This is a genomic window from Sorangiineae bacterium MSr11954 (assembly GCA_037157815.1).
GTDB classification, from domain to species: domain Bacteria; phylum Myxococcota_A; class Polyangia; order Polyangiales; family Polyangiaceae; genus Pendulispora; species Pendulispora albinea.
The window spans coordinates 9,562,144-9,583,182 of sequence record CP089984.1; the positions used below are offsets into that span (position 1 = coordinate 9,562,144).

Genomic DNA, 21,039 nt, shown 5'->3' on the forward strand with positions numbered 1-21,039 from the left:
TCGGGAGCGTTGAAATTTCTCGAACCTCTCCTGCGAAGGACAATCATCATGAACGCCAACATCGCCCGTTTGCTCTCGACCCTGTTCGTCCCCGCGGCCCTCGTGGCTGGCGTCGCCGGCTGCCACCAAGGCGGCAAGGTCTCGGACGCCGCGGTGGTCGCCGCCTCGGAGCCGACCGTTACGGTGATTTACGATGGTCCCGTTATCCCCAAAAACCGCCCCGACCTCGCCGTTTACTCGGTACGCGTCGACGGCGAAGCACAAACGAAGATTTTCGTCCAAGCCAGCGCCGGCACCGCACCGCGACTCGTTTATGTGGACGCGGAGCCGGGTGAATTGGTGAGCGTGAGCGACGATGGTGCGCGCGGCGTGTTTCGTCGGTTCGTCTCGCCGGGGGTGACCACGGACATCCACGTCGATTTCCAGATGGGCGCGAGCTGACCGCCCGTCGCGTCGCTGCGGTTCGACCCGGCGAAGCGCGTGAATGCCTCTCGATTCATCGGTCGCGAATGACGGTATTTCCACCCGTGAATTTGCCATCGCGAAGCAAGTCATCCATATGCCGCCCAAATCGTTCGATTTCGATTCGCGATTCGACCGAGACGACCGCCGCGGTCACCGTCAAGCGGACGACCGAGGGTGATTCACGTTGGGAGAACGCGAGGTCGAGCTCGCCCACCGCGTCGACGCATCGTTCGGCCCAGGTCACCGATTCTTCGTAACGGTGGGTAGGCAGCGCAATCAAGAACCGATCGTGTTCGAAGAAATGCATATGCCCGCCCGCGTCCGCGGCTCGTTTGGAGAAAAGGCCGTCGAGCTTCGAGAGAGCGGCCGCCGCCGATGCAGCGCCGTACGACGATGCGTACACGCTGAACTCGTCGATGTCGAAAATAACGCAAGGAAATGCGCCATACCGGCGCAACCAATCACGCAAGACGCTCTGAATCCGGCTATTCGACACCATCGTGCCAGTCTAGCGTCATCGGCCACCGACGGCCCCATCCATCCCACTCCTGGAGTCGAACGAGAGCCCACGAAACATCGACGTCGATCCCAAGCTCGCAAAGAGCTGCCGAAATCGCGGTTCGCCGATCGCCGCCAGCGGCTCGCCGCGCAGCCGTCGGCGGATGACGTCGACCATCGTGTCGTCCAACGTGGGTAGTCCAAACGCGTTCGGCTCCCACGGCGTGCCGCCGAGTTGCAACTTGAGTGTCACCTTCGAGAGCGCCACCAGCCACCCAAGCACCGTTTCGATTGGATCGCGATGAGGCACGTGCGCGCGCGTGAGCTCGAGGATCGGCTGGCGCGACGTCGCGTGGAGGAGAAGCGCCAGAAAGAAGCGCAGCTCCGGATCCTTGACCAGGGTGCGCTTGTGGACGATGGACTCCTGCCGCGCCATTTCCTCGAACGCCGCGGCGAACGTTTGGGCGATGGCGCCGTGGCGTTGCGCGGCCGCGTCCACGAGACGCGCGAAGAGGCTTCGATCGGGGAGGGAGCGGAGCTTCTTCAGCAGCAAAAAGCAGGTGTGCAGATCGGAGCGCGCGATCGCGCCCACCAGGCGCTCCTCGAACCGTGGATCGTCGAGGGCGCAAAGGAGCTCGGCCATCTGAACGGTGCGGAGCGCATGGGGATCGCTGTAAAGCGCGTCGTAGGCGATGCCGGGTGGGAGGTAGGAATACTGGGGAAGGAGGCTCTGCTCCGATTTGGTGCGCACCACCAGAGACACCGATGGTCGCATGAGGTGGAAGAGCGCATGAATCGAACGATCTCCGCCCCGGATGGGTTCGACGTCGCCCGCGCGCAGCAACTTGCTCTCGGTTGCGTGCAGCCGCCCCACCTGGAGCTCCCCCGTGATCACCCGCTCCCGCGCGAAACTGTAGCTCGTCTGGATGCTGCCGCCCGCGAGCACCTGGAAGGCGCCGCGGAAGGCGTGCTGGTGAATCTCGGTGACGCTGTCGACCCAGAAGAGCGCATCGATATGAAACCTGCGCCCCATGAAGAGCGTTATCGGCGGCTCTCCAAATTCCCCCTTTGGATCCGCTTGCGGTGGGAACTCGAGCGTGGATAGCGCCCAATCGAGAATGGTATCGGGGGTCGTGCGCTGGTGAAGCGCGGCCTTTCGCAGATGCTCAGCCGCGAGATCGGGAAAGCTCGCGCTTTCATAATCGACATTTCGCCAAGCGATTTCGATTGCGCATCCGAGCTGGCGAACAATCTCCATGTTGCCCGGGAAACAAAATAGCATAGCGCGGCCGAATCACGATCATGTCCTTCGTTGCATCGAAGGGCGCCGCATGCCAGAGTTGGAGGCTCCCGTGTCCCAAGCGAACACTCGAAAATCGACCGACGCGGGCGTCGCGCCGACGTGCCCGGATATTCCTCGAGCTCCCGAACCGAACGCTCGCGCTGTCTCTCGCCCTGTCTATGTACCTCCCAAATTGGTTTATCTGGGGAGCGTGCGCGATGTGACATTTGCCAAAACACTTTCGTTTCCGGATCGCCTCGGGCAGTTTCCCATCCTCCGGCGCCCGAACAGCGTGTGAACGTGACGGTCGAGGTCTATGCACGTGCGATCGAGCTCACGTCGGACGCGTGCGCCCACGGCGGTGCCATCTACTACGCGAGCGACGCGGGGCGTGTCCTCGTCTCGCCGCGGCTCGAGCCGCTCTTGCTGCAGCTCTCCCACCGTCCGCGCATCGACGGCGACTTTCTCGCCGACCTCCTGTCGCTCGAGGACGGCGATCCCGCGGCGACGCCTTATCGTGGTGTCTTCCGGGTCCCGGCTTTTCATCGGGTGCGCGTATCGCCGGAGGGCGCGCGCACCCAGGAGCGACTCTGGCGCCCCCTCGAGCCGCTCACCGGGATCGATGAGCAGGACGCCGCGAACGAGCTTCGCCGCCTCATCTTGGTCGCTGTCAAACGCGCCCTGACGGGCACCGAACGGGTCGCGGTCCTGGCGGCGGGCGGCGTCGACTCCAGCGGGCTGCTCGCGGCGGCGATCGCGGAGGCGCGCGGCGCGGGCAGGCCCGAGGTCGAGGCCATCGCGCTCGACTACGGGGGCGTGGGGGACGATCGGCCGTACTTCCGCGAGCTCGTTGCGGCCTTGGGCATCGTGCCGATTCGGCTGCCGCCGCGGGCGGGCGGACCGTACACGCGCGACGCGCTGGTGATGGACGCATGCCCCGTCATCAGCCCGGGTGCGGGGGCGGAGCTCGCGATTGGCGCGGTGGCGCGCGCCCGCGGTGTCGAGCTCATTTTGAGCGGGGAAGGCGGCGACGAGCTCTTCGACGGCGACCGGTACGCGCTGCTCGAGACGCATCGCCAGCGCGGCGGGGCCTTGGCCGCCGCACGCCGGGCGCTGGATATCCCCGTGTATTCGCCCTGTCACCCGCTCGAGCGCGTCCTGCGCTTCATCGTCGCGCCGGCCCTTGCGCGCCGGATCCCCCATCCCGTGAGGCGCCTTCGTCGATGGGCGGCCGTGCGCGCGGCGTGGTCTTGGGCGGGGCCCCGGCTGCGCGAGCACCTTCGACGGGATCCGGTGCGGCGCCTTCCCGGCACGACATGCGACGAGCGCTTCGCCTCATTTGCCTCGGACGGCGTGCGCTCGAACCACGCGACCGCGCGCGCGCAGCTCGAGGCGGCGACCGGCATAAAGCGGATCGATCCGTACCTCGATCCGGAGCTCGTCGCCTTCGTCATGCGGCTGCCGCTCGAGCACCTCTTCTTCGGCGGGCGCATGCGCGGCCTGTTCCGCCACGCCATCCGCGGGCTGGTGCCCGATCGGATCCGGCTGCGCCCGGACAAGGCCCACGTCGAAGAGGGTCTGCGTGAGCTCCTCGCGGCCGCGGGAGGCTTCGAAGCGTTCTCCGATCTGACCCACCCCGTGCACCTCGAGGAGCTCGGCCTCGTCGACGCCGAGGCGTTCCATCGCACCGCGCTCGCGCAGGCGAAGGACCCTCGGATGCGCCCGGGCGAATGGGTGCACCTCTGGCCCGTCATGGCGCTCGAGGGCTTCGTTCGATATGCGCGCTCGCGCGCGACGGCGTCGATTCCGTCGATTTCGCCGCTTCCGTCGATTCCCCGTATCCCGTTTATCCCTCCGGCTCCTTGAGCCATTTGGCGAGCGTCTTCGAGTCGATCCCGAGCGCCTCGCAGGTCGCCATTTTGGCGCCGCCGAGCTTTTGGAGCGCCCACGACGCATAACGGCGTTGGATTTCGCGAATCGGGAGCACCTCGTCGCCAAATGCCATATCCGCGGCTCGCGCGGGGTTCGCCGCGCCGGCTGGGCTCGTAAGGTTCTTCGGGAGATCCGCGAGCGCAGCCTGCTCGCCGGGGCACAAAAGAGTGATGCGCTCGATGACGTGCTCGAGCTCCCGGACGTTGCCGGGCCAGGCGTAGGCCAGGAGCGCATCCATGACGTCACGCGAAAGGCGGCGAAGGGTAGCTTTGGGGTGACGCGATTGGGCGGCGGCGAGGAAGTGCGCCGCCAGACGCGGAATATCCTCTTTGCGGCGGCGGAGAGGAGGGACATCCACCGCGATCACGTCGAGTCGGTACAGGAGGTCCTCGCGAAAGAGGCCCGCGGCCACGCTGGAGCGGAGGTGGCGATTGGTGGCCGCCACGATGCGCACGTCCACCTTGCGATCTTTGTCGCTGCCCACCGGGCGCACGCGGCCCACCTCGAGGACATGAAGCAGCTTCGCTTGGAGCGGGAGGCTCATCTCGCCAATCTCGTCGAGGAAGAGCGTGCCGCCGTTGGCCTCGGCGAAGAGGCCGAGGCGCGCGTCCGTCGCCCCCGTGAAGGCGCCGCGCACATGACCAAAGAGCTCGCTCTCGAGCAGGTTCTCGGGGATGGCCGAGCAGTTCACCGTCACGAACGGCGCCGCGCTGCGCGCGCTCTCGACGTGGATGGCCCGGGCGAGGAGGCTCTTGCCGGTCCCCGTTTCGCCGAGCAGGAGCACGGGCGCGCTCGAATCGGCGACGCGGCGGATCAAGTCGAAGACTTCGCGCATGGCCGCGCTGTCGCCGATGACGTTGTCGAGCGTGGAGCGCAGCGCCTTGCGCAGGGCGCGTGCTTCGTGCCGGAGGGCCGACTCCTCGAGCGCGCGGCGGATGAAGAGCGCGAGCTCCTCCACGCGAAAGGGCTTGGTCACGTAGTGATAGGCCCCGCGCCGGATGGACTCGATGGCGGTGTCCACCGCGCTGAAGGCCGTCATCACGATGACGGGGCTCGCGGGTGATTTCGCGCGCGAGAGCGCGAGCAGCTCGAGCCCGTCCGTGCCGGGTATTCGCAAATCCGTTACCAGTACATCGTAGTTGCGTTCGTCGATGGCCAGGGTGGCCTCCTCCGCCGTGAGCGCGAAGCGCGCGTCGAAGCCGTGATCGGCGAGGCCATCGGTGACCATTTCGGCCATGGCGCGCTGATCGTCGACCACGAGCACCCGGGGCGCGGGTCCGCCCGTCTCCCGGGCGGCTTGCCCCTCCTGCGCTGCCTCACGCGGCATGATGGCCTCCTCCCGAGCTCGAAGATGACGAGGGTGGCGAAGGTGACGGGTGCGCCTGCGCCGCGTGCTCGAGCCCCTCGACGATTCGCGGCAATCGCACCATCGCGCGCGTCCCCGCAGCCGCGCGCGTCCCCGCCGCGGTGGGCGTCCCCGCAGCCGCGCGCGTCCCCGCGGCCCGAACGGCCCCGCCGTCTGCGCGCCGCTCGAGCACGATCGTGCCCTGGTGGTGCTCCACGATTTCCTTCGCGATGGCGAGACCGAGCCCCGTGCCGCCCTCCGTCGCCTTGGTGGTGAAGAACGGCTCGGTGGCCCGCGCGATCACCCCCGGCGAAATGCCCGCGCCTTCGTCGATGACCACGAAGTCCACATGCGCGGCGCTGGTCTCCAGCCGCACCTCCACGGCGGACGCCCCGCCGGCGGACCCCGCAGCCTCGAGCGCGTTGACGAGCAAATTGACGAGCACCTGCTCGAAGAGCCAAGCCTCGCACGCGACCTCCGCGCGCTCGGCGCCGTCCGCCGATTGGACGTCGACCCGCAAGGCAATGCCCGCGCGATCGAAGCGATGCGCCACCAGCTTCGCCGCGTCCTCGACCAGCGCCTTGGCGCGCACCCGCGTGAGCAGCGGCGCCTCCCCGCGGGCCAGCCCGAGGAACCCGCGCATGACCCGATCGATGCGCTCGACCTGCGCCGAGATGGCGCGCGCGGCGCGTTCGGCGCGCTCGTTTCCTCGCAGCGACGTCTCGAGCTGCTCGACCCTCCCCGCGATGACCCCCAGCGGAGTGGCCACTTCGTGGGCGATCCCCGTCGACAGCGCGGCGATGGCGGCCATGCGGTTCGCGCGCGCGAGCTGCGCATCCCGCTCCCGTTCGCTGGCGGAGACCGCGAGCCTTTGCTCGAGCTCGAGCTCCCGCCGCTCCTCGTAAAGTGCCAGGCCGCCGAACCCGCCCACCAAAAGAACGACCAGGGCGAGGCTGAGAACCGTCCGCCACTCCTCGCGCCGGCTGCGATCGCGCTCGGCGCGCGCCGAGCGGACGATGGCCACCCCCAGCGAGGGATCGCGCGGCACATCGGCGAGCCCGGCCACCGCCAAGCGATGCGGCAGACCAAAGGCCGCCGCGGCGTCGCGCGAAAGAACGATGCCGCCCGCGCGATCGGCCAGCGCCTTCGCCAGCGCATCGTTGGCGATGATCCGCCCATCGGTGGTCACGAAGCCCCCGCGATCGCGGCGAAGCACCAGCACCACCAGCTGCCCATCTTGCTCGAGGTTTCGCTCCAACGTCCGCGCCTGCTCGAGCACACGCTGCATGGTGGCCTCGCGCGGAACGGGAGGTGCGCCGGGCCCGGCGGGCGCGGTAGGCGCCGCAGGTGCATCGAGCCCGTGCGCGATGTTGGCCGCGAGCGACGCGGCGAGCAGGCGCTCCTCGCGCATCAAGCTTCGGATGGCGGCTTCCGACTGCTGCTGCGCGTCCCAAAGACCCACGCCGCCGACGACCGCGACGGCCATCGACATCGCAACGAGGATGCGTGTCCGTCGCGATCGCTTTGGGTATCGGATAGGCTCCGTGGACATCGGCTCGATTCGGAAAAAATCCTAGTCGGATTCGGAAAAATTCCCACCGCTCCACGAACGAGCGGCAAAAACATGGAGATTCGAAGCGGTACGTGGCTTGCGATGCGCGGTGCGTGCCATTCGCCGTACTTGGAATTCTCGCCGTGGGCGCAGCCACCTCGACGGCGGCGCCCGAGAGCATGTCGCTCGACCGCGCCATCGATTATGCCCTCGCCCACCAACCGCAAATCGTCGCGGCGCGCGCTCGTCTTCGCGCCGCCCAGAGCGAAGCCGGCGTTCCCCGCGCCGCGTGGCTGCCGAAGGTGGGCGGCCTGGCCGAGCTCGCGGGCTCCACCGCCAACAACTCCACCACCACGCCGTTCTCGAACCCCGCAGTGGACCTGCCGCGCATCGGTGGAACCCGAATCAGCGATTCACCGGATTGGCAACCTTACGCCTCCACGGTGCTGGCGCTGGGCGTGCGGCAGCAGCTCTACGATTTCGGACGGACCGCGGCCCGATCGGCGGCCCTCGATGCGCTGGCGGCCGCCTCGCAAGAGCAGCTTCGCACCGCGCGGCTCGATACGGTTTATGCGGTTACGGAGGCCTATTTCGCGGTGCGCGCGGCGCACGCCGTCCTCGACGTGGCGACGGCCACGGAGACGCGGGCGCGCGCGCATCGCGACTTCGCCAAGTCGGGTGTCGACAGCGGGCTCAGGCCGCCCATCGAGCGCACCCGGGCGGAGGCCGATCTCGCGCGCTTTCAAGTGGGACGCATCCGCGCCGATGGCGGGCTGCGGCTCGCGCGCAGCATTTTTTCCGCGGCCGTGGGCTCGGAGCAGTTGGAGCTCGACGCCGCCGACGGACCATTCGACACCGAGCCGCTGCCCTCCCTCCCCGACGCCGTCGCGCGCGCCGACGAGCGCGATCCGGCCGTCCGCGAAGCCCTCGCCGACCTAAGGGCGCAGCGCGCGCGGACGAACGCCATCGACGCCAGCGCGCGCCCCCGCCTCTTTCTCACGGGATCCGTCTCGGGCCGCGCGGGCGGCGCGCCCGCCTCCAGCGGCCCGACGCCGAGCGGTGATGGCTTCGCGCCGCTCGTTCCAAACTACGACGCGGGCATCGTCCTCAGCTGGCCCATTTACGAGCCCACCGTGCGCGCAGAGGCCTTTGCCTCCGAGCGCCGAGAAGATGCCGCCCGCGCCGCCGTCGACGTCGCGCGGCAGCGCGCCGTGGCCGCGCTCGTGCGCGCGTACGAAAATACCGACCTCGCGGCCGCGTCGCTGGACGCCCTGAACCGGGGCGCCGACCTAGCACGTGCAAACTACACGCAAGCCGAAACGCGCTTTCAATCGGGCCTCGGGAGCAGCATCGAGCTCGCCGACGCCGAGACCTTGCGAACCGAGGCGGAGGTTCAACTCGCCATTGGCAAATTCCAGCTCGCGATGGCGCGGGCAGCCGTGGCGCGAGCCACTTCGGAGGAACGGTGAGCGATCCGTCGATGAGAGAAATCATGAGCGATCCGTCGATCGGAGGAACAGTGAACGATTCGCCAATCGAAAAAGCGCCGGCCAACCCCGCGACAGGCAAACGAACCGGCATGGGCTATTGGCGCGTCCCCATCGTCCTCGGCTCCTCGGTGTTCGTCCTCCTCTGCAGCGGCGGCGTTCTGCTCGCGCGCGCCGCGGCCCATACGAACCGCGTCGCGCTCGCGAGCGAGCCAAAAGGCGTCACCGTGGTGCCGGCGAAGGAGGCGAAATACCGCCCGACGCGGCGCTATGTCGGCACCTTGGAGCCGTGGGTGCAGGCGAAGGTCGGCCCCCAGCTGGTGTCCGCCTATGTCGATACGGTGCTCGTCCGACCGGGTGCATCGGTCAAACGCGGCGACGTACTCGCCACACTCGACTGCCGGAGCAGCGCCACGGCCAACCGGGCCACCTCGCTGCAAGCGCGGGCCCTGGAGACGCGCCAGCGCGCGATGGCCAGCGAAACGGCGCGGATGCAGTCGCTGCTCGACGGCGGGTTCATCGCCCCCAACGAGCTCGAACAAAAGCAGGCGCAGACGAACGCCGAGTCGGACCACCTCGCGTCCTTGCGAGCGCAGCTCGCCGGAAAAGAGCTGGAGGTGAACGACTGCATCCTCCGCGCGCCCTTCGACGGCGAGGTGTGCACGCGCGCCGCCGATCCCGGCGTCTTCGTGCGCCCGGGGAGCAGCATCGCCACCGTGGTCGACCGGCACGTGATCCGGCTGACGGCCGACGTCCCCGAGACCGACTTCGACGCGGTCGTCCCCGGCACCCCCGTTCGCATCGTGCTCCTCGCCACCCACGCGCACCTCACCGGCGCCATCGCCCGCCGCTCCCCCGCGGCCGATCCCGCGACCCGCACCGTTCACGTCGAGGTCGATCTCGATCCCAGGGGCGCCGAAATCCCCGTGGGCACCACGGCCGAGATCGGGCTCGACGTCGGCCAGCCGGCCCCCGCGCTCGAAATCCCCCTCGCCGCCGCCAAGATCCGCGGCGACCGAGCGAGCCTCGTCCTCGTCGAGCAAGGAGCAGCGCGCACCGTCACCGCCCCCGTGCTCGGCGAGTCGGACCGAAGCCTCTTCATCGCCCCCGAGCTCCATGCCGGAGCCCTGGTGGTCACCGAGGGACGCGCCGCCTTGTCGAACGGCGACCGCGTCCTCGCCAAAGTCGACCCGGGTGCATCATGACCGGCACATCGCTGCGCAACCCCATCGCGGTGCTCATGGCGTGCATCGCGCTCATCGTCTTTTCGGCGGTGGTCACGCCCCGTCTCTCGGTCGATACGTTCCCGGAGCTGACCCCACCGGTGCTCGTGGTCGGAACGCAGGTCCCGGGCATGGGCCCCAAAGACGTGGAGAAGACCATCACCTGGCGCCTCGAGAAGTTCGTGAGCGCCACCCCGGGCGTGGACCACGTGCAGAGCGTCTCGCGCGCCGGATTGAGCATCATTTACGTGTGGCTCAAATGGGGCACCGAGCTCAACTCCGCGCAAACGCTGGTTCAACAACAGGTGGCGTTCGCCATGTCGTCGGTCCCCAAGAGCCTCGGCGTCGTTCCGTCCTTCGTGCTCCAATACGATCCGACGAACGCGCCCGTCGTTCAAATCGCCGTTTACGGCGGCGGCCTCTCGGGACCGCGGATTTACGATTACGCGGCCAATGTCATCGAGCCCGTCCTCGAAGGCATTCCGGGGGTGGCCAGCGCCGCGCCGGACGGCGGGCGTGAGCGGCAGATTAACGTGGTGGTCGATCCCGTGCGCGCATCCGCCCGCGGCATCACCGGGGCGGAGGTCAGCGCGGCGGTCGCGCGCGCCAATGCGCTCCTCCCATCGGGCCGCTTCATCGCCAAAGGCTTCGACGCCAATGTCTACACCAACGCCGTACCCAAGAAGGTGGCGGAGATTGGAGAGGCGGTGGTCAAGGTGGTGGACGGCCGCCCGGTCCTCATCCAAGACGTGGCGCGCGTGGAGGACGGCGGCTCGCCGAGCACGCAAGGCGTGGCCATCGACGGAGAGGAGTCCGTCTACCTCAACGTCCTTCGTGTCCCCGGCGGGAACGTCCTGGCCATCGTGGACGCCGTCGGCGCAGCGCTCGGGGAGATGAAAGATCTACCGCCGGGCATGAAGATCGTGCCCGTCTTCGACCAATCGACCTTCGTGCGCTCCACGTTTCATGGTCTGAAGGCGGAGATCGTTCAAGCGTTCTGCCTGGTGGCGCTCGTCATCTTGCTGTTCTTGCAGAGCCCGCGGTCGGTGGCCATCGCCGCCGTCGCCGTTCCGATTTCGTTCGCCATCATCCTGATCGTTCTCTATGTGAGCGGGCAGACACTCAACGCCTTCACCTTGGGGGGACTCACGCTCTCCATGGGCCCGCTCGTCGACATTTCGGTGGTCGTCCTCGAGTCCGTTCACCGGCAGCGGCTCGCGGGCAAATCGGCTTTCCAGGCCGCCCTCGATGGCACGAACGCCGTGGCCATACCGGCCCTGGCCGCGACCCTGTCCACCATCGCGGTGCTCCTCCCGGTCGTCCTCCTCGCCGGCCTGGCCAAGAAGCTCTTCGCGCCGCTCGCGCTCACCGTCGCCACGGGCATGGTGGCCGGATACGTGGTGAGCATGACGGTCACCCCGGTGGCGTGCCGCTACTTTTTGGGCCACGCGCACACGGAGCCGGGCCCGCTGGCCAAGCGGGTCGAGGTGCTCCTCGGCAAGGTGACGTCGGCGTACGTGAGCGCGCTCGCGGCGGTGCTCCCTTATCGCGGTTACGTCGCCGTCGCGGCCACCATTTTGGTGGTGGCGAGCGCGTGGGCCGCCTCCCGCCTTCCGACCACGTTCTTTCCCGAGGTGGACGAGGGCATGGAGTGCACCTATGTCCGTTTTGCGCCGGGGACGTCCCTCGAAGACGCCAATCGAAAGATGGGCGAGATGGGAAAGCTCCTGCGCCAAGAGCTCCCGCCGGGGAGCGTCGAGCTCGTCCTCACCAACGTCGGAACGCCAGGAAAAGCGCGCAGCGCGATGAACAGCCCCAACGCAGGACCGCACATGGGCTTCATCCGTCTCGCCCTCTCGAACCCAGCGCACCGCGCCCTCTCGCAGCGCGACATCGCCGATCGCATGCGCGGCATCCTCGTGCACGCCTACCCGGGCGTCGACTTTTTGCAGGCGCCCGGCGGTCTGGTGGCCAGCGTCTTCGCCAATGGCTACTTGGCCCCCATCGTCGTCGAGCTGCGCGGGGAGAACCTGGACGAGCTCATGGCGCGCTCGCGCGCGGTGGCCGAGGTGGCGCGCCAGGTGCCGGGAATACGTGATATCTACACCAATCTTCAAACCGATTATCCGGAGATACGGGTCGACGGGAACCGCCAGGAGGCGGGGCTGGTCGGCGTGTCCCTGCGCGACGTCGCGCAGACGACCCTCGAGGGCACCCTCGGAAACATCAATACGCCGGGTGTATGGGTCGACGGCAGCAATGGCCAATCGTATTACGTCGTCACCTCGTACGATCCCGAGGCGGTGCGCGACGCGAACGCCCTGGCCGCGCTCCCGGTCCGCGCGACCGTGGGCTCGGGGGCGGTGGCGCTGGGCACCTACGGGCATATCGAGCGCGGCGCGGGCCCCATCGCCATCGAGCGCGACCAGCTCACGCGCGCCGCGACCATTTACCTGCAGACCGAGGGGCGCGATATCGGGAGCGCCGCGCGCGAGCTCGAGGAGAAACTGGCGAAGGATCCGCGGACCAAGGACGTCCCCTTCTCGTTCGTGGGGCAGATCGATCTGATGCGCACCACCTTTTCGGGGTTGGGCGTCGCGGTGGGGCTCGCGATCATGGTGGTTTTCATGATCATGGCCACGCAATTCCAATCGTTGCGGCTGCCGTTCGTGATGCTCTTCGCCGTCCCCGTCGCGCTGGTGGGGATCGTGTTTGCGCTGCTCGCCGCCGGCCAGGGATTCTCGATTACGGCCTTGATGGGCGTGCTCATGGTCATCGGCATCGCCGTGTCGAACGGCATCCTGCTCGTCGACCACGCGAACCGCGTCCTTCAACGGTGCGGGGACGCGCGCGAAGCCATCCTCGAGGCCGCGCGCGTTCGCTTCGTCCCCATCGCGATGACCAGCCTCGCGACCATCATCGGCCTTCTACCGACCGCGCTCGGGCTCGAGAAGGCCGCAGCCGCAAACCAGCCGCTCGCGCTGGCCGTGGTGGGGGGATTGTCCTCGTCCACCTTGCTGTCGCTCTTCCTGGTACCCGCGATGTTCACCGCGATTGCCAAGCGCAACGACGAAACCTCCGGGCTCGAAGTGACGTCGAAAGGAATGTTGGCATCATGAAGCAGAAGAAGTGGGCCTTTGCACCTGGGAAGCTTGGAATCGGAGTTGGAGTCGCGGCGCTCGCGGTTGGATTGGCGGGCTGCTTCGCCGATCACGCGGGGCGGCTTTACGGCGTTCGAGATGGGAGCCAGACGGCGATCACCCTCCACGACGCCTCGGAGCACAGAGGTGTGGCCAGCGCGACCCTACCGTCGGGTGAACGGTGCTTGGGCAACTACGACTCGGTCACCGGGGACGTCACCTACAGCATCGAGGAGATCGACCGCCCCAAGGAGCGCACCCAGCTGGGCAAGCTCGTCCTCACGTGCGGCGAAGCCCACGTGATCCAGTGCGAGTTCTCGCGCTACCCCCGCGGCTCCGGCTACGGAAGCTGCCGCGACAACGGCGGATTGGAATACCGGCTCATGTTCTGATCCAGCGCCTCGCCGAGCGATCCCACGAGGCGGAGCGCCTGATGGCGCACGAAGGCCGCGTCGATCTTCGAGGCCGTGGGAATGTGCCCCAGAAGCGGGAGCTCGCTCCAGCGTACGATGTCGGCCTCGTTGGTGTGCTCGGCGCCGCTGAAGATCCACCCCAGGACCGGGATGTGGCTGTGCTGCAGCACCCTCGCCGTCAACAGCGAGTGGTTGATGCTGCCGAGGTAGTTCTGCGCCACGATGATCACCTGCGCGCGGAGCGCACGGATCAAGTCGATGGTGAAGACATCTTCGTTCAAGGGCACCAGCAAACCGCCCGCACCCTCGATGACCAAGTAGTCCTCCTCGGGGGGCTGGATGGCGTCTGCCTGCAGCACGATCTCGGCAGGATCGATGGTGATGCCCTCCATCCGAGCGGCCAAGTGGGGAGAGGCCGGCTCGCGAAGGCGGTACGCTTCGGGGTGGCAGACGGAAAACGCGTTCGACACCAGGGACTTGACCGTCTCCGTATCGGTCCCCTCGTCCAACCCTGCCTGTACGGGTTTCCAGTAATGCGCCTTGAGCGCCTCCGTCACACACGCCGCGGCCAGAGTTTTGCCGACCCCCGTTCCGATCCCGGTGATGAAGATTCGCTTCATGATCCAGCACGATATCGGGTTGCCTGCGCACTCCACAAGACGATGGCGGCCCCCATGGGCGCCAGGCAGGCGATCACGACGACCAGCCAGTCCGTCTGGTTACGAAGGCGTGGCACATTGAAGGTCACCGCCTCGAGCAAGGTCAACATGCCGTCGAGCGTGATCGCCGAGGCCAAGAGGCGCGCGAGGCGGGGCCGAAAGCGCGACGACAGCGCAAAGAGCCCCAACATGACGACGATATCGAAGCCGACCCATGCCCACTGCACCCATGGCGCGGGAAACCAATGCCGCGTCTCCACCGACGCCAGCAAAATCGTCCATGGAACGAGCAGCACGGCGAGGGTGCGCACCACGAAGGCGGGCCCGCGGAGCACCGTTTCGAGCCCAAAGCGCGAGAGGCTGCCGCGCGCAAACGCGACGAGCACGTCATAGACGGACAAGAGCGGGCTCGCGCCCTTGGGGTATGCCAAATACGTCGGCTCCCAGCGATCGGGCTTCAACTTCGCCTTGAAGGCGTGCACCCCGCGAAAATCGTAAAGGGCTCGTCCGATGGATCGCGCCGCGCCCAACCAGCGGTTCACGCTCCCGGAGAGCGGCGCCAGCCCCAACGTCACATCGTGGCTCCCCTCGCTCGCGAGCAGGCGCATGGCGCTGTCGATGAGCATCTCACCCGTGCCGTTCGGCGCCTCGACATGACGCACCAAATCCTCGATGAGCCAGCCCGAGCGCGCATAAATGGGGACCGCGCACAAGAAGGCCACGATGGTCCCCTCGCGTTCGGCCACCAGGTAGCGGCGCTCCTCGGGAAAATCGAAGGGCTGCACGTCGACGAGAAACCCCATGGGCGCCATGGCCCGGGTGGCGAGCCATCGCGCGATGAGGTCCTCCATCGCGCGGCGGGCGGGGTGCGTACGGTCGGCGACTTCGACCGAATCGAGCTGGCGCACCACCACGCCTTTGGCGCGGGCGCGGCGGATTTGCTCGCGCAAGCTGCGGCTCGATTTGACGATGTTCGCCCAGCTCGCGGGATCCCACACGGGCTGCTCGCCGATCTGGATCGTGTCGAGCTCCTGCGCAGCGGCCTCCAAAAGGCGCGTCTCCGTCGCGAAGAAGCTGACCCTGCGCCCGCTCGCCCGCCCGGCCGCGATGAAGGCGCGCGTGACGGAGGAGAGCGCAGCATCCGAGGCGATGGGGGCTCCCGCCGCGACCCATGCGCTCCCCGTATCGGAGTATGCGACGCAACCTTCGTCGCAAAACCAGTATCGAAAACCGAGCTCGAGGACTTGAAACGAGGTTCGATTGAAGCCGTGCGCCCGGAGCAAGGTGAGCACGCGCGATCTCACGCGGGGGTTTTTAGGCCCCCGCGACCCGATCGTCCACTGCAAATGGCCGCGGCCGTCGTTTCTTGCCCGCGGAACACGCGCTCAGATGTCATCGCCAAAGTCGCCAAAGTCCCCGAAATCGTCCCCGGGGTCGACGTCGTCGGCGATGCCGTCGTAATCCACGTCTTGAACCGTGTCCGATGCGTCCTCGCCGGGCGCGCCATACTCCGGGGAGTCGTAGTAGCCGGGGGAGCCCGCCTCGGGCGCTGCGCCCCCGTACGCGTCCGAGCCGAGGTTTGCGAACGGCGAAGCATCGTGAAAGCCGCCCAAAAAATGACTCGCGATGGAGCTGCCGATGAAGCTCCCCGCGATGCTCCCCAAGAGGCTGCCGGCAAACGCACCGCCCATTCCGCTGGCCATTCCACCGCCACCACCGAGCATCCCGCCGCCACCGAATACGCGCTCGAGGACGCCGGGCTGCCGGAGCTCGGCACGCGTGGCCATGCGGGCTAGAGCTTGCGGATCGGTTTGGTTTTGCGTGGCGCGGCGTTCGCCCTCGGGCACGGCTTCGGCCAACGAGCGAAGGGCTTGCGCGCGTTGCTCCGGGGTCAACTGGGCAAAGGCTTCGGCGTGGGCCTGCTCGATGGCCTCCGGTGGCGCCGTGCGCAGCAGGTACCGGTAGCGCCGGAGCGCATCTTCGTCGCTCGTCGCTCCTCCTGAAGCTGACGGAGCTGGCCGAGCGGGTGAAGCTGCTGGAGCGCCGGGGTCGAAGTTGGCGGGCCTTTGGGAACTCGACGTTCCCCCGAACAAGCGGTCAAGAATACCCATTCGAATCTCCTGTCCCAAACGATAATCACGCACGCGCGCATGTCAGGTCGTCCGTTCTTCGGGAATGCGCTTTCGTGTTCTCTCCTTCTTTCTCTTGAGAAGAGAAGCCACGATCGAACCAGCAAGCAAAAGCGAAACACCGCCCAGCGAGGCGAGGAGCGGGATCTTCACCCACTCGGCGATGGCCAATTTCACCCCTACGAACACCAGGACCAACGCCAGCCCCGGCTGAAGATAAACGAACCGCGTGGCCATGCTCGCGAGCACGAAATACAGCGAGCGCAGTCCCATCACGGCAAAGAAGTTCGACGTAAAGACGATGAACGGATCGGAGGTGATGCCGAAGATGGCCAGAATGGAATCCATGGCAAAGACGACGTCGGTCACTTCGACCAGGAGGAGAACGAGAAAGAACGGCGTGGCCTTCCACCGCCCGCCATCTCGGGCGAAGAGCCTCGCTCCACGGGGAGCGTCGGTGGTGGGGATCATCTTCTTGATCGCCCGAAAGATTCGCCCGCTCTCCGGATGGGGCTCCTCGTTCGGACGCACGAGCACCTTCACCCCCGCCAGCACCAGCAGCGCGCCAAAGACGATGGCGGTCCAATGAAACGTTCCCAGCACATAGCTGCCCGCGAAAATCATCGTCGCCCGCAACATCAGCGCGCCGATGACACCCCAAAAGAGGAGCCTGTGCTGGTGCGCGACTGGAACGGCGAATGCACTGAAGATCAGATAAAAGACGAACAGGTTGTCGACCGATAAGGCCTTTTCGATGAGGTACCCCGTAAAGAAAGCCGTGCCGGTCTCGTAGCCCCACACGAGAAACACCAACCCATCGAACGCGAGCGCCAAAAGCACCCAAATTCCGCTCCAGATGGCGGCGTCCTTGACCGTGATCTCTTTTGCCTTCCGATGAAAAACCCCGAGGTCGAGCGCGAGCATGGCGACCACGAAGGCCACGAAGCCCGCCCACATCCAAGGAGTGCCAACCGTGCTCACGGGAGAAGTCTCAGGCATGATTGGAGCCATGCCGAGGATCCCTGCAAAGTCGTCATTGGATCGCTGCGCAAACTTGTCACAGGGTGGCAGTCGTGGAGCCGGTTCGTCGTTTCGGGGAGCGCGGCGCGGCGCGTTGCTGGCGCTGCGAATCGTTCCCATCGCGGCGCTCCTCTGCAGCTGCGATTCGGCGCGCTCGCAAGGTCACGCACCGGCGACCGATGCCCCTGGGATGCGCGACGCGCGGGACGGCGGTCCAAGCGGCGGGCCGGTGGGGTCGGCGGCATCGGGGAATACGAGCGCGACGCGCGAAAACGTAAAGGACGCGACGCGCGACACGGACAAGGGCGAAAAAAGCACCGCGCTCGCGCCCCTCGAGGCGGATAGGCCGTACATGGATCTCGACGTCTCCGGATTCGGCCCCGCGGTCGTATCGGTCCCTCGGGGTGCGACGGAGGCGCGGCCCATCGTGCTGGCCACGCATGGGAACTACGATCGCCCGGAGTGGCAATGCCAGGTATGGCGCGAGATCGTGGGCGATGGCGCGTTCATCCTCTGTCCGCGCGGCATCGCGCGCCGCGACTCGCCATCGCCCAAGGACATTCGTTTTACGTATGCCAACGGCAAGGCCCTGGAGCGCGAGATCGACGCGGGCCTCGCGGCGCTGCGCGCCACGTTTGGTGCGCACGTCGGCTCCGATCCCATCGTCTACACGGGATTCAGCTTGGGCGCCATCATCGGCGCCGCGCTCGCCATGCGCCCGAGCGACACGACGCCGTACGAGCGCCTGGTGCTCGTGGAAGGTGGGCACGACGCCTGGACGGAGCAAACGGCCAAGCGCTTCGCGGCAGCAGGCGGCAAGAAGGTCCTGTTCGGGTGCGGGCAAGCGGGGTGTTTCCCCTCGGCGCGCAAGGCTTCAGGCCAGCTCGAGCGTGCCGGTGTGCAAACGCGAATCGTTGGCGTCAAGGACGCGGGCCACGCGTACGACGGCCCGGTCGCGCGGGCGGTGAGCGAGTCATGGAGATGGCTCTTGGAGCCGCGCGCGCCGTCCGACCCCGCTTCCTCACGGCGCGGCTCGCCGTAAACGCTTTGCGCTCATGTACGTGCCGGTGCGGTGTCGTGGAGCCAATCGCCCTTTCGGATGCGCAGCTTCCTCGGCTGTAAGATTCTAAAGTGAAAGGCGCGATCGCAACCTTGCAACGTTTCGAAGCGGGCACGATCGCAATTTCTCGAAAATAACGAACATGTTTGGCTGGCATGAGCCTCGCTAATACGTCGGTCGGCATCACGTAGACGGCTCTCCCCCCCCGGGCCTTGCGTGGTGCCTTTTTCTTTTTGTGCTCGTTCGCGTTGCGCGTTGGCGCGTTGAGCGTTCGACGTGGAGCGTTGGGCGCACGCGGAGTAGACGCGAAACGTTCGACGCGGCGCCGTGGGGTGCGCACCTCCTGGGCGCTTCCGGGCAACACTGGGGTGTTGTCCGCAACACCGATCCGTGGTGGCCGTTTGCGCCACCCCACATGGATCGCATCTTCAAGCGCGCGCAGCGGTTCAGTTTCGAATCGGGAAAATCCTGCATCGGATTCACGCGCAAGGTCCTTTGACGTCGCACGAAGCCGTTGGCACCACCGTTGCTCATCCACATGGCCCATGCCGTCTCATGTCTCGGAGGGCCGCGGATGATATCCTCATTTCGAATCGCGGCGCCGCTCGCCATCGTGGCTTTGGCAAGCATCGCCGCTTGCTCGGAGTCCGGCTCCTCGAAGAACGAGCCTCCCCGTCCGCCTCAAACCTTGGGCGCGGGCGGGTGCCTGATCGAGGGCGACATTTGCATCAACATCGATTTGTCTCATAAAAGCGACGCGGGCCTCGATGCAGCAGCCCCCGATGCGGGCCGCGATGGCGCACCCGATACAGCGGGCGACTGCCATTTGCTCAATCCGAAGTACAAGCTCGAGTTCGATCGCGCGGTGCTCCAGGGTGACTTGAAGCAGTGCGACAACGGGTGCGCCACCGGCGAGTGCTGTTATTTGGGCCTCTCGTGTTTGGCGAAATGAAATAGCACCCTGTCCCGCGCTTCGGTCCCTCGCGGCACGAATGGTCCCATCCCAACAACGCGCCAAGATGTCATTCTGGCGACCAATGACTCAAGCACAGCATTCGTACCGCAAGCGTGCATCGCGCGGTATGACTGTACCTTATGAGACCGAATCTTTTTACGAAAAGCGGCTCGTGTTTGGCTTTGCTTTTCGCCGTATCAATCGTATCGGCGGCTTGTGGCTCGGACGATGATCCCACGCCCCCCGCCGATGGCAATCTCTCGAATGAAGAGAAACGTGTTGGTGCCCTGGTCACGACGGACACCGTAGCAGCTCATCTCAAATGGCTCTCCGACGACGCCCGGGAAGGCCGAGGACCGGGCTCGCAGGGCGACGAAGCCACGAGGAGATACCTGGCCGAGGAGTTTACGAAGCTGGGACTTTCGCCGGGTGGGGAGGGCGGAACGTTCCTGCAGAACGTTCCGCTGGTGGGCATCCGAGCCGAGGTCTCCTCGCCCATCGTCTTTTCATCGCAAAAGGCCGCGGGGACGACGCTCTCGCTCGACGCGCCCAATGACATGGTGATCACCTCGGGGGTGCAAGATCCCGAGGTGAAGATCTCGGCGGCCGAGGTGGTGTTCGTCGGATATGGCATGGTCGCGCCCGAATACCAATGGGACGATTACAAAGACGTGGACGTGACGGGCAAGATCGTCATGGTCATGAACAACGATCCTTCCACCGACGACGCGCTCTTCGGGGGCAAGACGCGGCTCTTGTACGGCCGGTGGGATTACAAATACGAGCAGGCCGCGCGCAAAGGCGCCAAAGGTGCCATCATCATTCATACCGACGTGTCGGCCGCCTATCCGTGGCAGGTGGTCGTCACGAGCAACCACGCGGTCGAGAATTTCCAGCTTCCGCCGTCGCCCCAAGACCGCCGCATCCAAGCGAGGATGTGGGCGACGGAGGAGGCCAGCCGGAAGATCGCCGCGCTCGGAGGCGAGGACCTCGACGCGCTCCGGCAGGCGGCCGAGAAGCGCGACTTCCGACCGCGCCCGCTGGGCGTGACCGTGAACGTCGGCATCCGGAACACCCTTCGAAACATGCAGACGGCCAATGTCGCCGCCGTCCTGCCGGGCAGCGATCCCGAGCTCGGGCGCGAGGCGGTCATCTTCACGGCCCACCACGATCACCTGGGCATCGGCGCGCCGAAGAATGGCGACTCGATCTACAACGGCGCCGTCGACAACGCCGCGGGGGTCGCGCAGATCCTGGCCATCGCGCGGGCGTCGACCCAGATCACGCCCAAGCCGCGCCGCTCCTTCGTCTTCATGCTGGTGGGCGGCGAGGAGAAAGGGTTGCTCGGGTCCACGTGGTACTGCCAGCATCCCAGCTTTGCGCCGGGTCGCATCGCGGCCAACATCAATACGGACTTGGCGAACGTATTCGGTCGAACCCACGACGTGGGCTACATCGGCCTCGGAAAATCATCGCTCGACGAGGTGGTGCGGACGGTCGCGCGCGCGCAAGGGCGCGTCTTGCATGGGGACGCGAACCCCGATCGCGGGATGTTCTATCGCTCCGACCAATTCGCCTTTGCGAAGGTGGGTGTTCCGGGCATGTACATCAAGGGCGGCCCCGATTTCGTCGACCGCCCCGCGGGCTGGGGGCAAGAACAAACCGATCTTTACGAGAGCACCCGCTACCATCAGCCGTCGGACGAGTACGATCCCAATTGGGATCTGCGCGGGGCGGTGGAGGATGCCCAGCTCATGCTCACCGTGGGGTGGAGGGTCGCCAATACCACCGCGCTCCCCACGTGGAACACCGGGGATGAATTCGCGTCCATCCCGCGTCCGCGCTGACGGCGGCGTCCGCTGACGGCGCTGTTTGCGGA

General features: G+C 66.8%; 17 protein-coding genes. 9 read left to right on the top strand and 8 right to left on the bottom strand.

Features of this window, described 5'->3' with window-relative positions; all coding sequences use genetic code 11:
- Window positions 1-48: 48 nt before the first annotated feature.
- Complete coding sequence (locus LZC94_37450; GenBank protein ID WXB13517.1) at window positions 49-441, top strand: hypothetical protein; 393 nt, start codon at window positions 49-51, stop codon at window positions 439-441.
- A 55-nt stretch (window positions 442-496) separates the two neighbouring features.
- Here LZC94_37450 and LZC94_37455 read toward each other — a convergent pair whose 3' ends face one another.
- On the bottom strand, window positions 497-964 hold the full coding sequence (locus LZC94_37455) for a diguanylate cyclase (protein WXB13518.1): 468 nt from the start codon (window positions 962-964) through the stop codon (window positions 497-499).
- 15 nt (window positions 965-979) lie between these two features.
- Window positions 980-1,996: a hypothetical protein gene (locus LZC94_37460; GenBank protein ID WXB13519.1), complete on the bottom strand. Its 1,017-nt coding sequence runs from the start codon at window positions 1,994-1,996 to the stop codon at window positions 980-982.
- Between the two features lie 549 nt (window positions 1,997-2,545).
- Here LZC94_37460 and LZC94_37465 point away from each other — a divergent pair.
- Complete coding sequence (locus LZC94_37465) at window positions 2,546-4,111, top strand: asparagine synthase C-terminal domain-containing protein (GenBank protein WXB13520.1); 1,566 nt, start codon at window positions 2,546-2,548, stop codon at window positions 4,109-4,111.
- On the opposite strand, the gene LZC94_37470 is transcribed toward LZC94_37465, so the two are convergent.
- Window positions 4,092-5,504: a sigma-54 dependent transcriptional regulator gene (locus tag LZC94_37470; protein WXB13521.1), complete on the bottom strand. Its 1,413-nt coding sequence runs from the start codon at window positions 5,502-5,504 to the stop codon at window positions 4,092-4,094. The genes LZC94_37465 and LZC94_37470 overlap by 20 nt on opposite strands.
- Window positions 5,494-7,014 carry an ATP-binding protein gene (locus LZC94_37475; GenBank protein WXB13522.1) on the bottom strand — a complete coding sequence of 507 codons (1,521 nt, stop codon included), beginning with the start codon at window positions 7,012-7,014 and terminating at the stop codon, window positions 5,494-5,496. Before LZC94_37475 ends, LZC94_37470 begins: the two co-directional genes overlap by 11 nt.
- Window positions 7,015-7,217: 203 nt before the next feature.
- On the opposite strand from LZC94_37475, the gene LZC94_37480 reads away from it, so the two are divergent.
- From LZC94_37480 to LZC94_37495, 4 genes are read left to right on the top strand one after another with little or no spacing between them, the layout of a single operon-like run.
- Window positions 7,218-8,543: a TolC family protein gene (locus LZC94_37480; protein ID WXB13523.1), complete on the top strand. Its 1,326-nt coding sequence runs from the start codon at window positions 7,218-7,220 to the stop codon at window positions 8,541-8,543.
- Between the two features lie 23 nt (window positions 8,544-8,566).
- Window positions 8,567-9,766 carry an efflux RND transporter periplasmic adaptor subunit gene (locus LZC94_37485; protein ID WXB13524.1) on the top strand — a complete coding sequence of 400 codons (1,200 nt, stop codon included), beginning with the start codon at window positions 8,567-8,569 and terminating at the stop codon, window positions 9,764-9,766.
- Complete coding sequence (locus tag LZC94_37490; GenBank protein ID WXB13525.1) at window positions 9,763-12,903, top strand: efflux RND transporter permease subunit; 3,141 nt, start codon at window positions 9,763-9,765, stop codon at window positions 12,901-12,903. The genes LZC94_37485 and LZC94_37490 overlap by 4 nt, the downstream gene beginning before the upstream one ends.
- Window positions 12,900-13,316 carry a hypothetical protein gene (locus LZC94_37495; GenBank protein WXB13526.1) on the top strand — a complete coding sequence of 139 codons (417 nt, stop codon included), beginning with the start codon at window positions 12,900-12,902 and terminating at the stop codon, window positions 13,314-13,316. The genes LZC94_37490 and LZC94_37495 overlap by 4 nt, the downstream gene beginning before the upstream one ends.
- Here the strand turns inward: LZC94_37495 and bioD are convergent.
- From bioD to LZC94_37515, 4 genes are all read right to left on the bottom strand, one after another.
- Complete coding sequence (gene bioD / locus LZC94_37500; protein WXB13527.1) at window positions 13,265-13,957, bottom strand: dethiobiotin synthase; 693 nt, start codon at window positions 13,955-13,957, stop codon at window positions 13,265-13,267. The genes LZC94_37495 and bioD overlap by 52 nt on opposite strands.
- The gene (locus LZC94_37505; GenBank protein ID WXB13528.1) at window positions 13,954-15,300 is read right to left on the bottom strand and encodes a DUF2156 domain-containing protein; all 1,347 of its coding nucleotides are present in this window, start codon (window positions 15,298-15,300) and stop codon (window positions 13,954-13,956) included. The genes bioD and LZC94_37505 overlap by 4 nt, the downstream gene beginning before the upstream one ends.
- A gap of 81 nt (window positions 15,301-15,381) precedes the next feature.
- Window positions 15,382-16,107, bottom strand: coding sequence for a hypothetical protein (locus LZC94_37510; protein ID WXB13529.1), 726 nt, complete (start codon window positions 16,105-16,107; stop codon window positions 15,382-15,384).
- A 42-nt stretch (window positions 16,108-16,149) separates the two neighbouring features.
- Window positions 16,150-17,124: a TerC family protein gene (locus LZC94_37515; protein ID WXB13530.1), complete on the bottom strand. Its 975-nt coding sequence runs from the start codon at window positions 17,122-17,124 to the stop codon at window positions 16,150-16,152.
- A gap of 115 nt (window positions 17,125-17,239) precedes the next feature.
- On the opposite strand from LZC94_37515, the gene LZC94_37520 reads away from it, so the two are divergent.
- The 3 genes from LZC94_37520 to LZC94_37530 all read left to right on the top strand — a co-directional run bounded on the left by LZC94_37520 (window position 17,240) and on the right by LZC94_37530 (window position 21,007).
- A complete protein-coding gene (locus LZC94_37520) occupies window positions 17,240-18,187 on the top strand; it encodes a hypothetical protein (protein ID WXB13531.1) in 948 nt (315 codons plus the stop codon).
- Window positions 18,188-18,779: 592 nt separating this feature from the next.
- On the top strand, window positions 18,780-19,157 hold the full coding sequence (locus tag LZC94_37525; GenBank protein WXB13532.1) for a hypothetical protein: 378 nt from the start codon (window positions 18,780-18,782) through the stop codon (window positions 19,155-19,157).
- A gap of 179 nt (window positions 19,158-19,336) precedes the next feature.
- A complete protein-coding gene (locus tag LZC94_37530) occupies window positions 19,337-21,007 on the top strand; it encodes a M28 family peptidase (GenBank protein WXB13533.1) in 1,671 nt (556 codons plus the stop codon).
- Window positions 21,008-21,039: the final 32 nt, after the last annotated feature.

What these genes read in the sequence shown, in the direction of transcription:
- LZC94_37450 (WXB13517.1), top strand. Translation starts at nt 49, where the DNA reads ATGAACGCCAACATCGCCCGTTTGCTCTCGACCCTGTTCGTCCCCGCG.
- bioD (WXB13527.1), bottom strand. Translation starts at nt 13,957, where the DNA reads ATGAAGCGAATCTTCATCACCGGGATCGGAACGGGGGTCGGCAAAACT.
- LZC94_37470 (WXB13521.1), bottom strand. Translation starts at nt 5,504, where the DNA reads ATGCCGCGTGAGGCAGCGCAGGAGGGGCAAGCCGCCCGGGAGACGGGC.
- LZC94_37510 (WXB13529.1), bottom strand. Translation starts at nt 16,107, where the DNA reads ATGGGTATTCTTGACCGCTTGTTCGGGGGAACGTCGAGTTCCCAAAGG.
- LZC94_37495 (WXB13526.1), top strand. Translation starts at nt 12,900, where the DNA reads ATGAAGCAGAAGAAGTGGGCCTTTGCACCTGGGAAGCTTGGAATCGGA.
- LZC94_37515 (WXB13530.1), bottom strand. Translation starts at nt 17,124, where the DNA reads ATGCCTGAGACTTCTCCCGTGAGCACGGTTGGCACTCCTTGGATGTGG.
- LZC94_37490 (WXB13525.1), top strand. Translation starts at nt 9,763, where the DNA reads ATGACCGGCACATCGCTGCGCAACCCCATCGCGGTGCTCATGGCGTGC.
- LZC94_37525 (WXB13532.1), top strand. Translation starts at nt 18,780, where the DNA reads ATGATATCCTCATTTCGAATCGCGGCGCCGCTCGCCATCGTGGCTTTG.
- LZC94_37460 (WXB13519.1), bottom strand. Translation starts at nt 1,996, where the DNA reads ATGGGGCGCAGGTTTCATATCGATGCGCTCTTCTGGGTCGACAGCGTC.
- LZC94_37485 (WXB13524.1), top strand. Translation starts at nt 8,567, where the DNA reads ATGAGCGATCCGTCGATCGGAGGAACAGTGAACGATTCGCCAATCGAA.
- LZC94_37455 (WXB13518.1), bottom strand. Translation starts at nt 964, where the DNA reads ATGGTGTCGAATAGCCGGATTCAGAGCGTCTTGCGTGATTGGTTGCGC.
- LZC94_37475 (WXB13522.1), bottom strand. Translation starts at nt 7,014, where the DNA reads ATGTCGATGGCCGTCGCGGTCGTCGGCGGCGTGGGTCTTTGGGACGCG.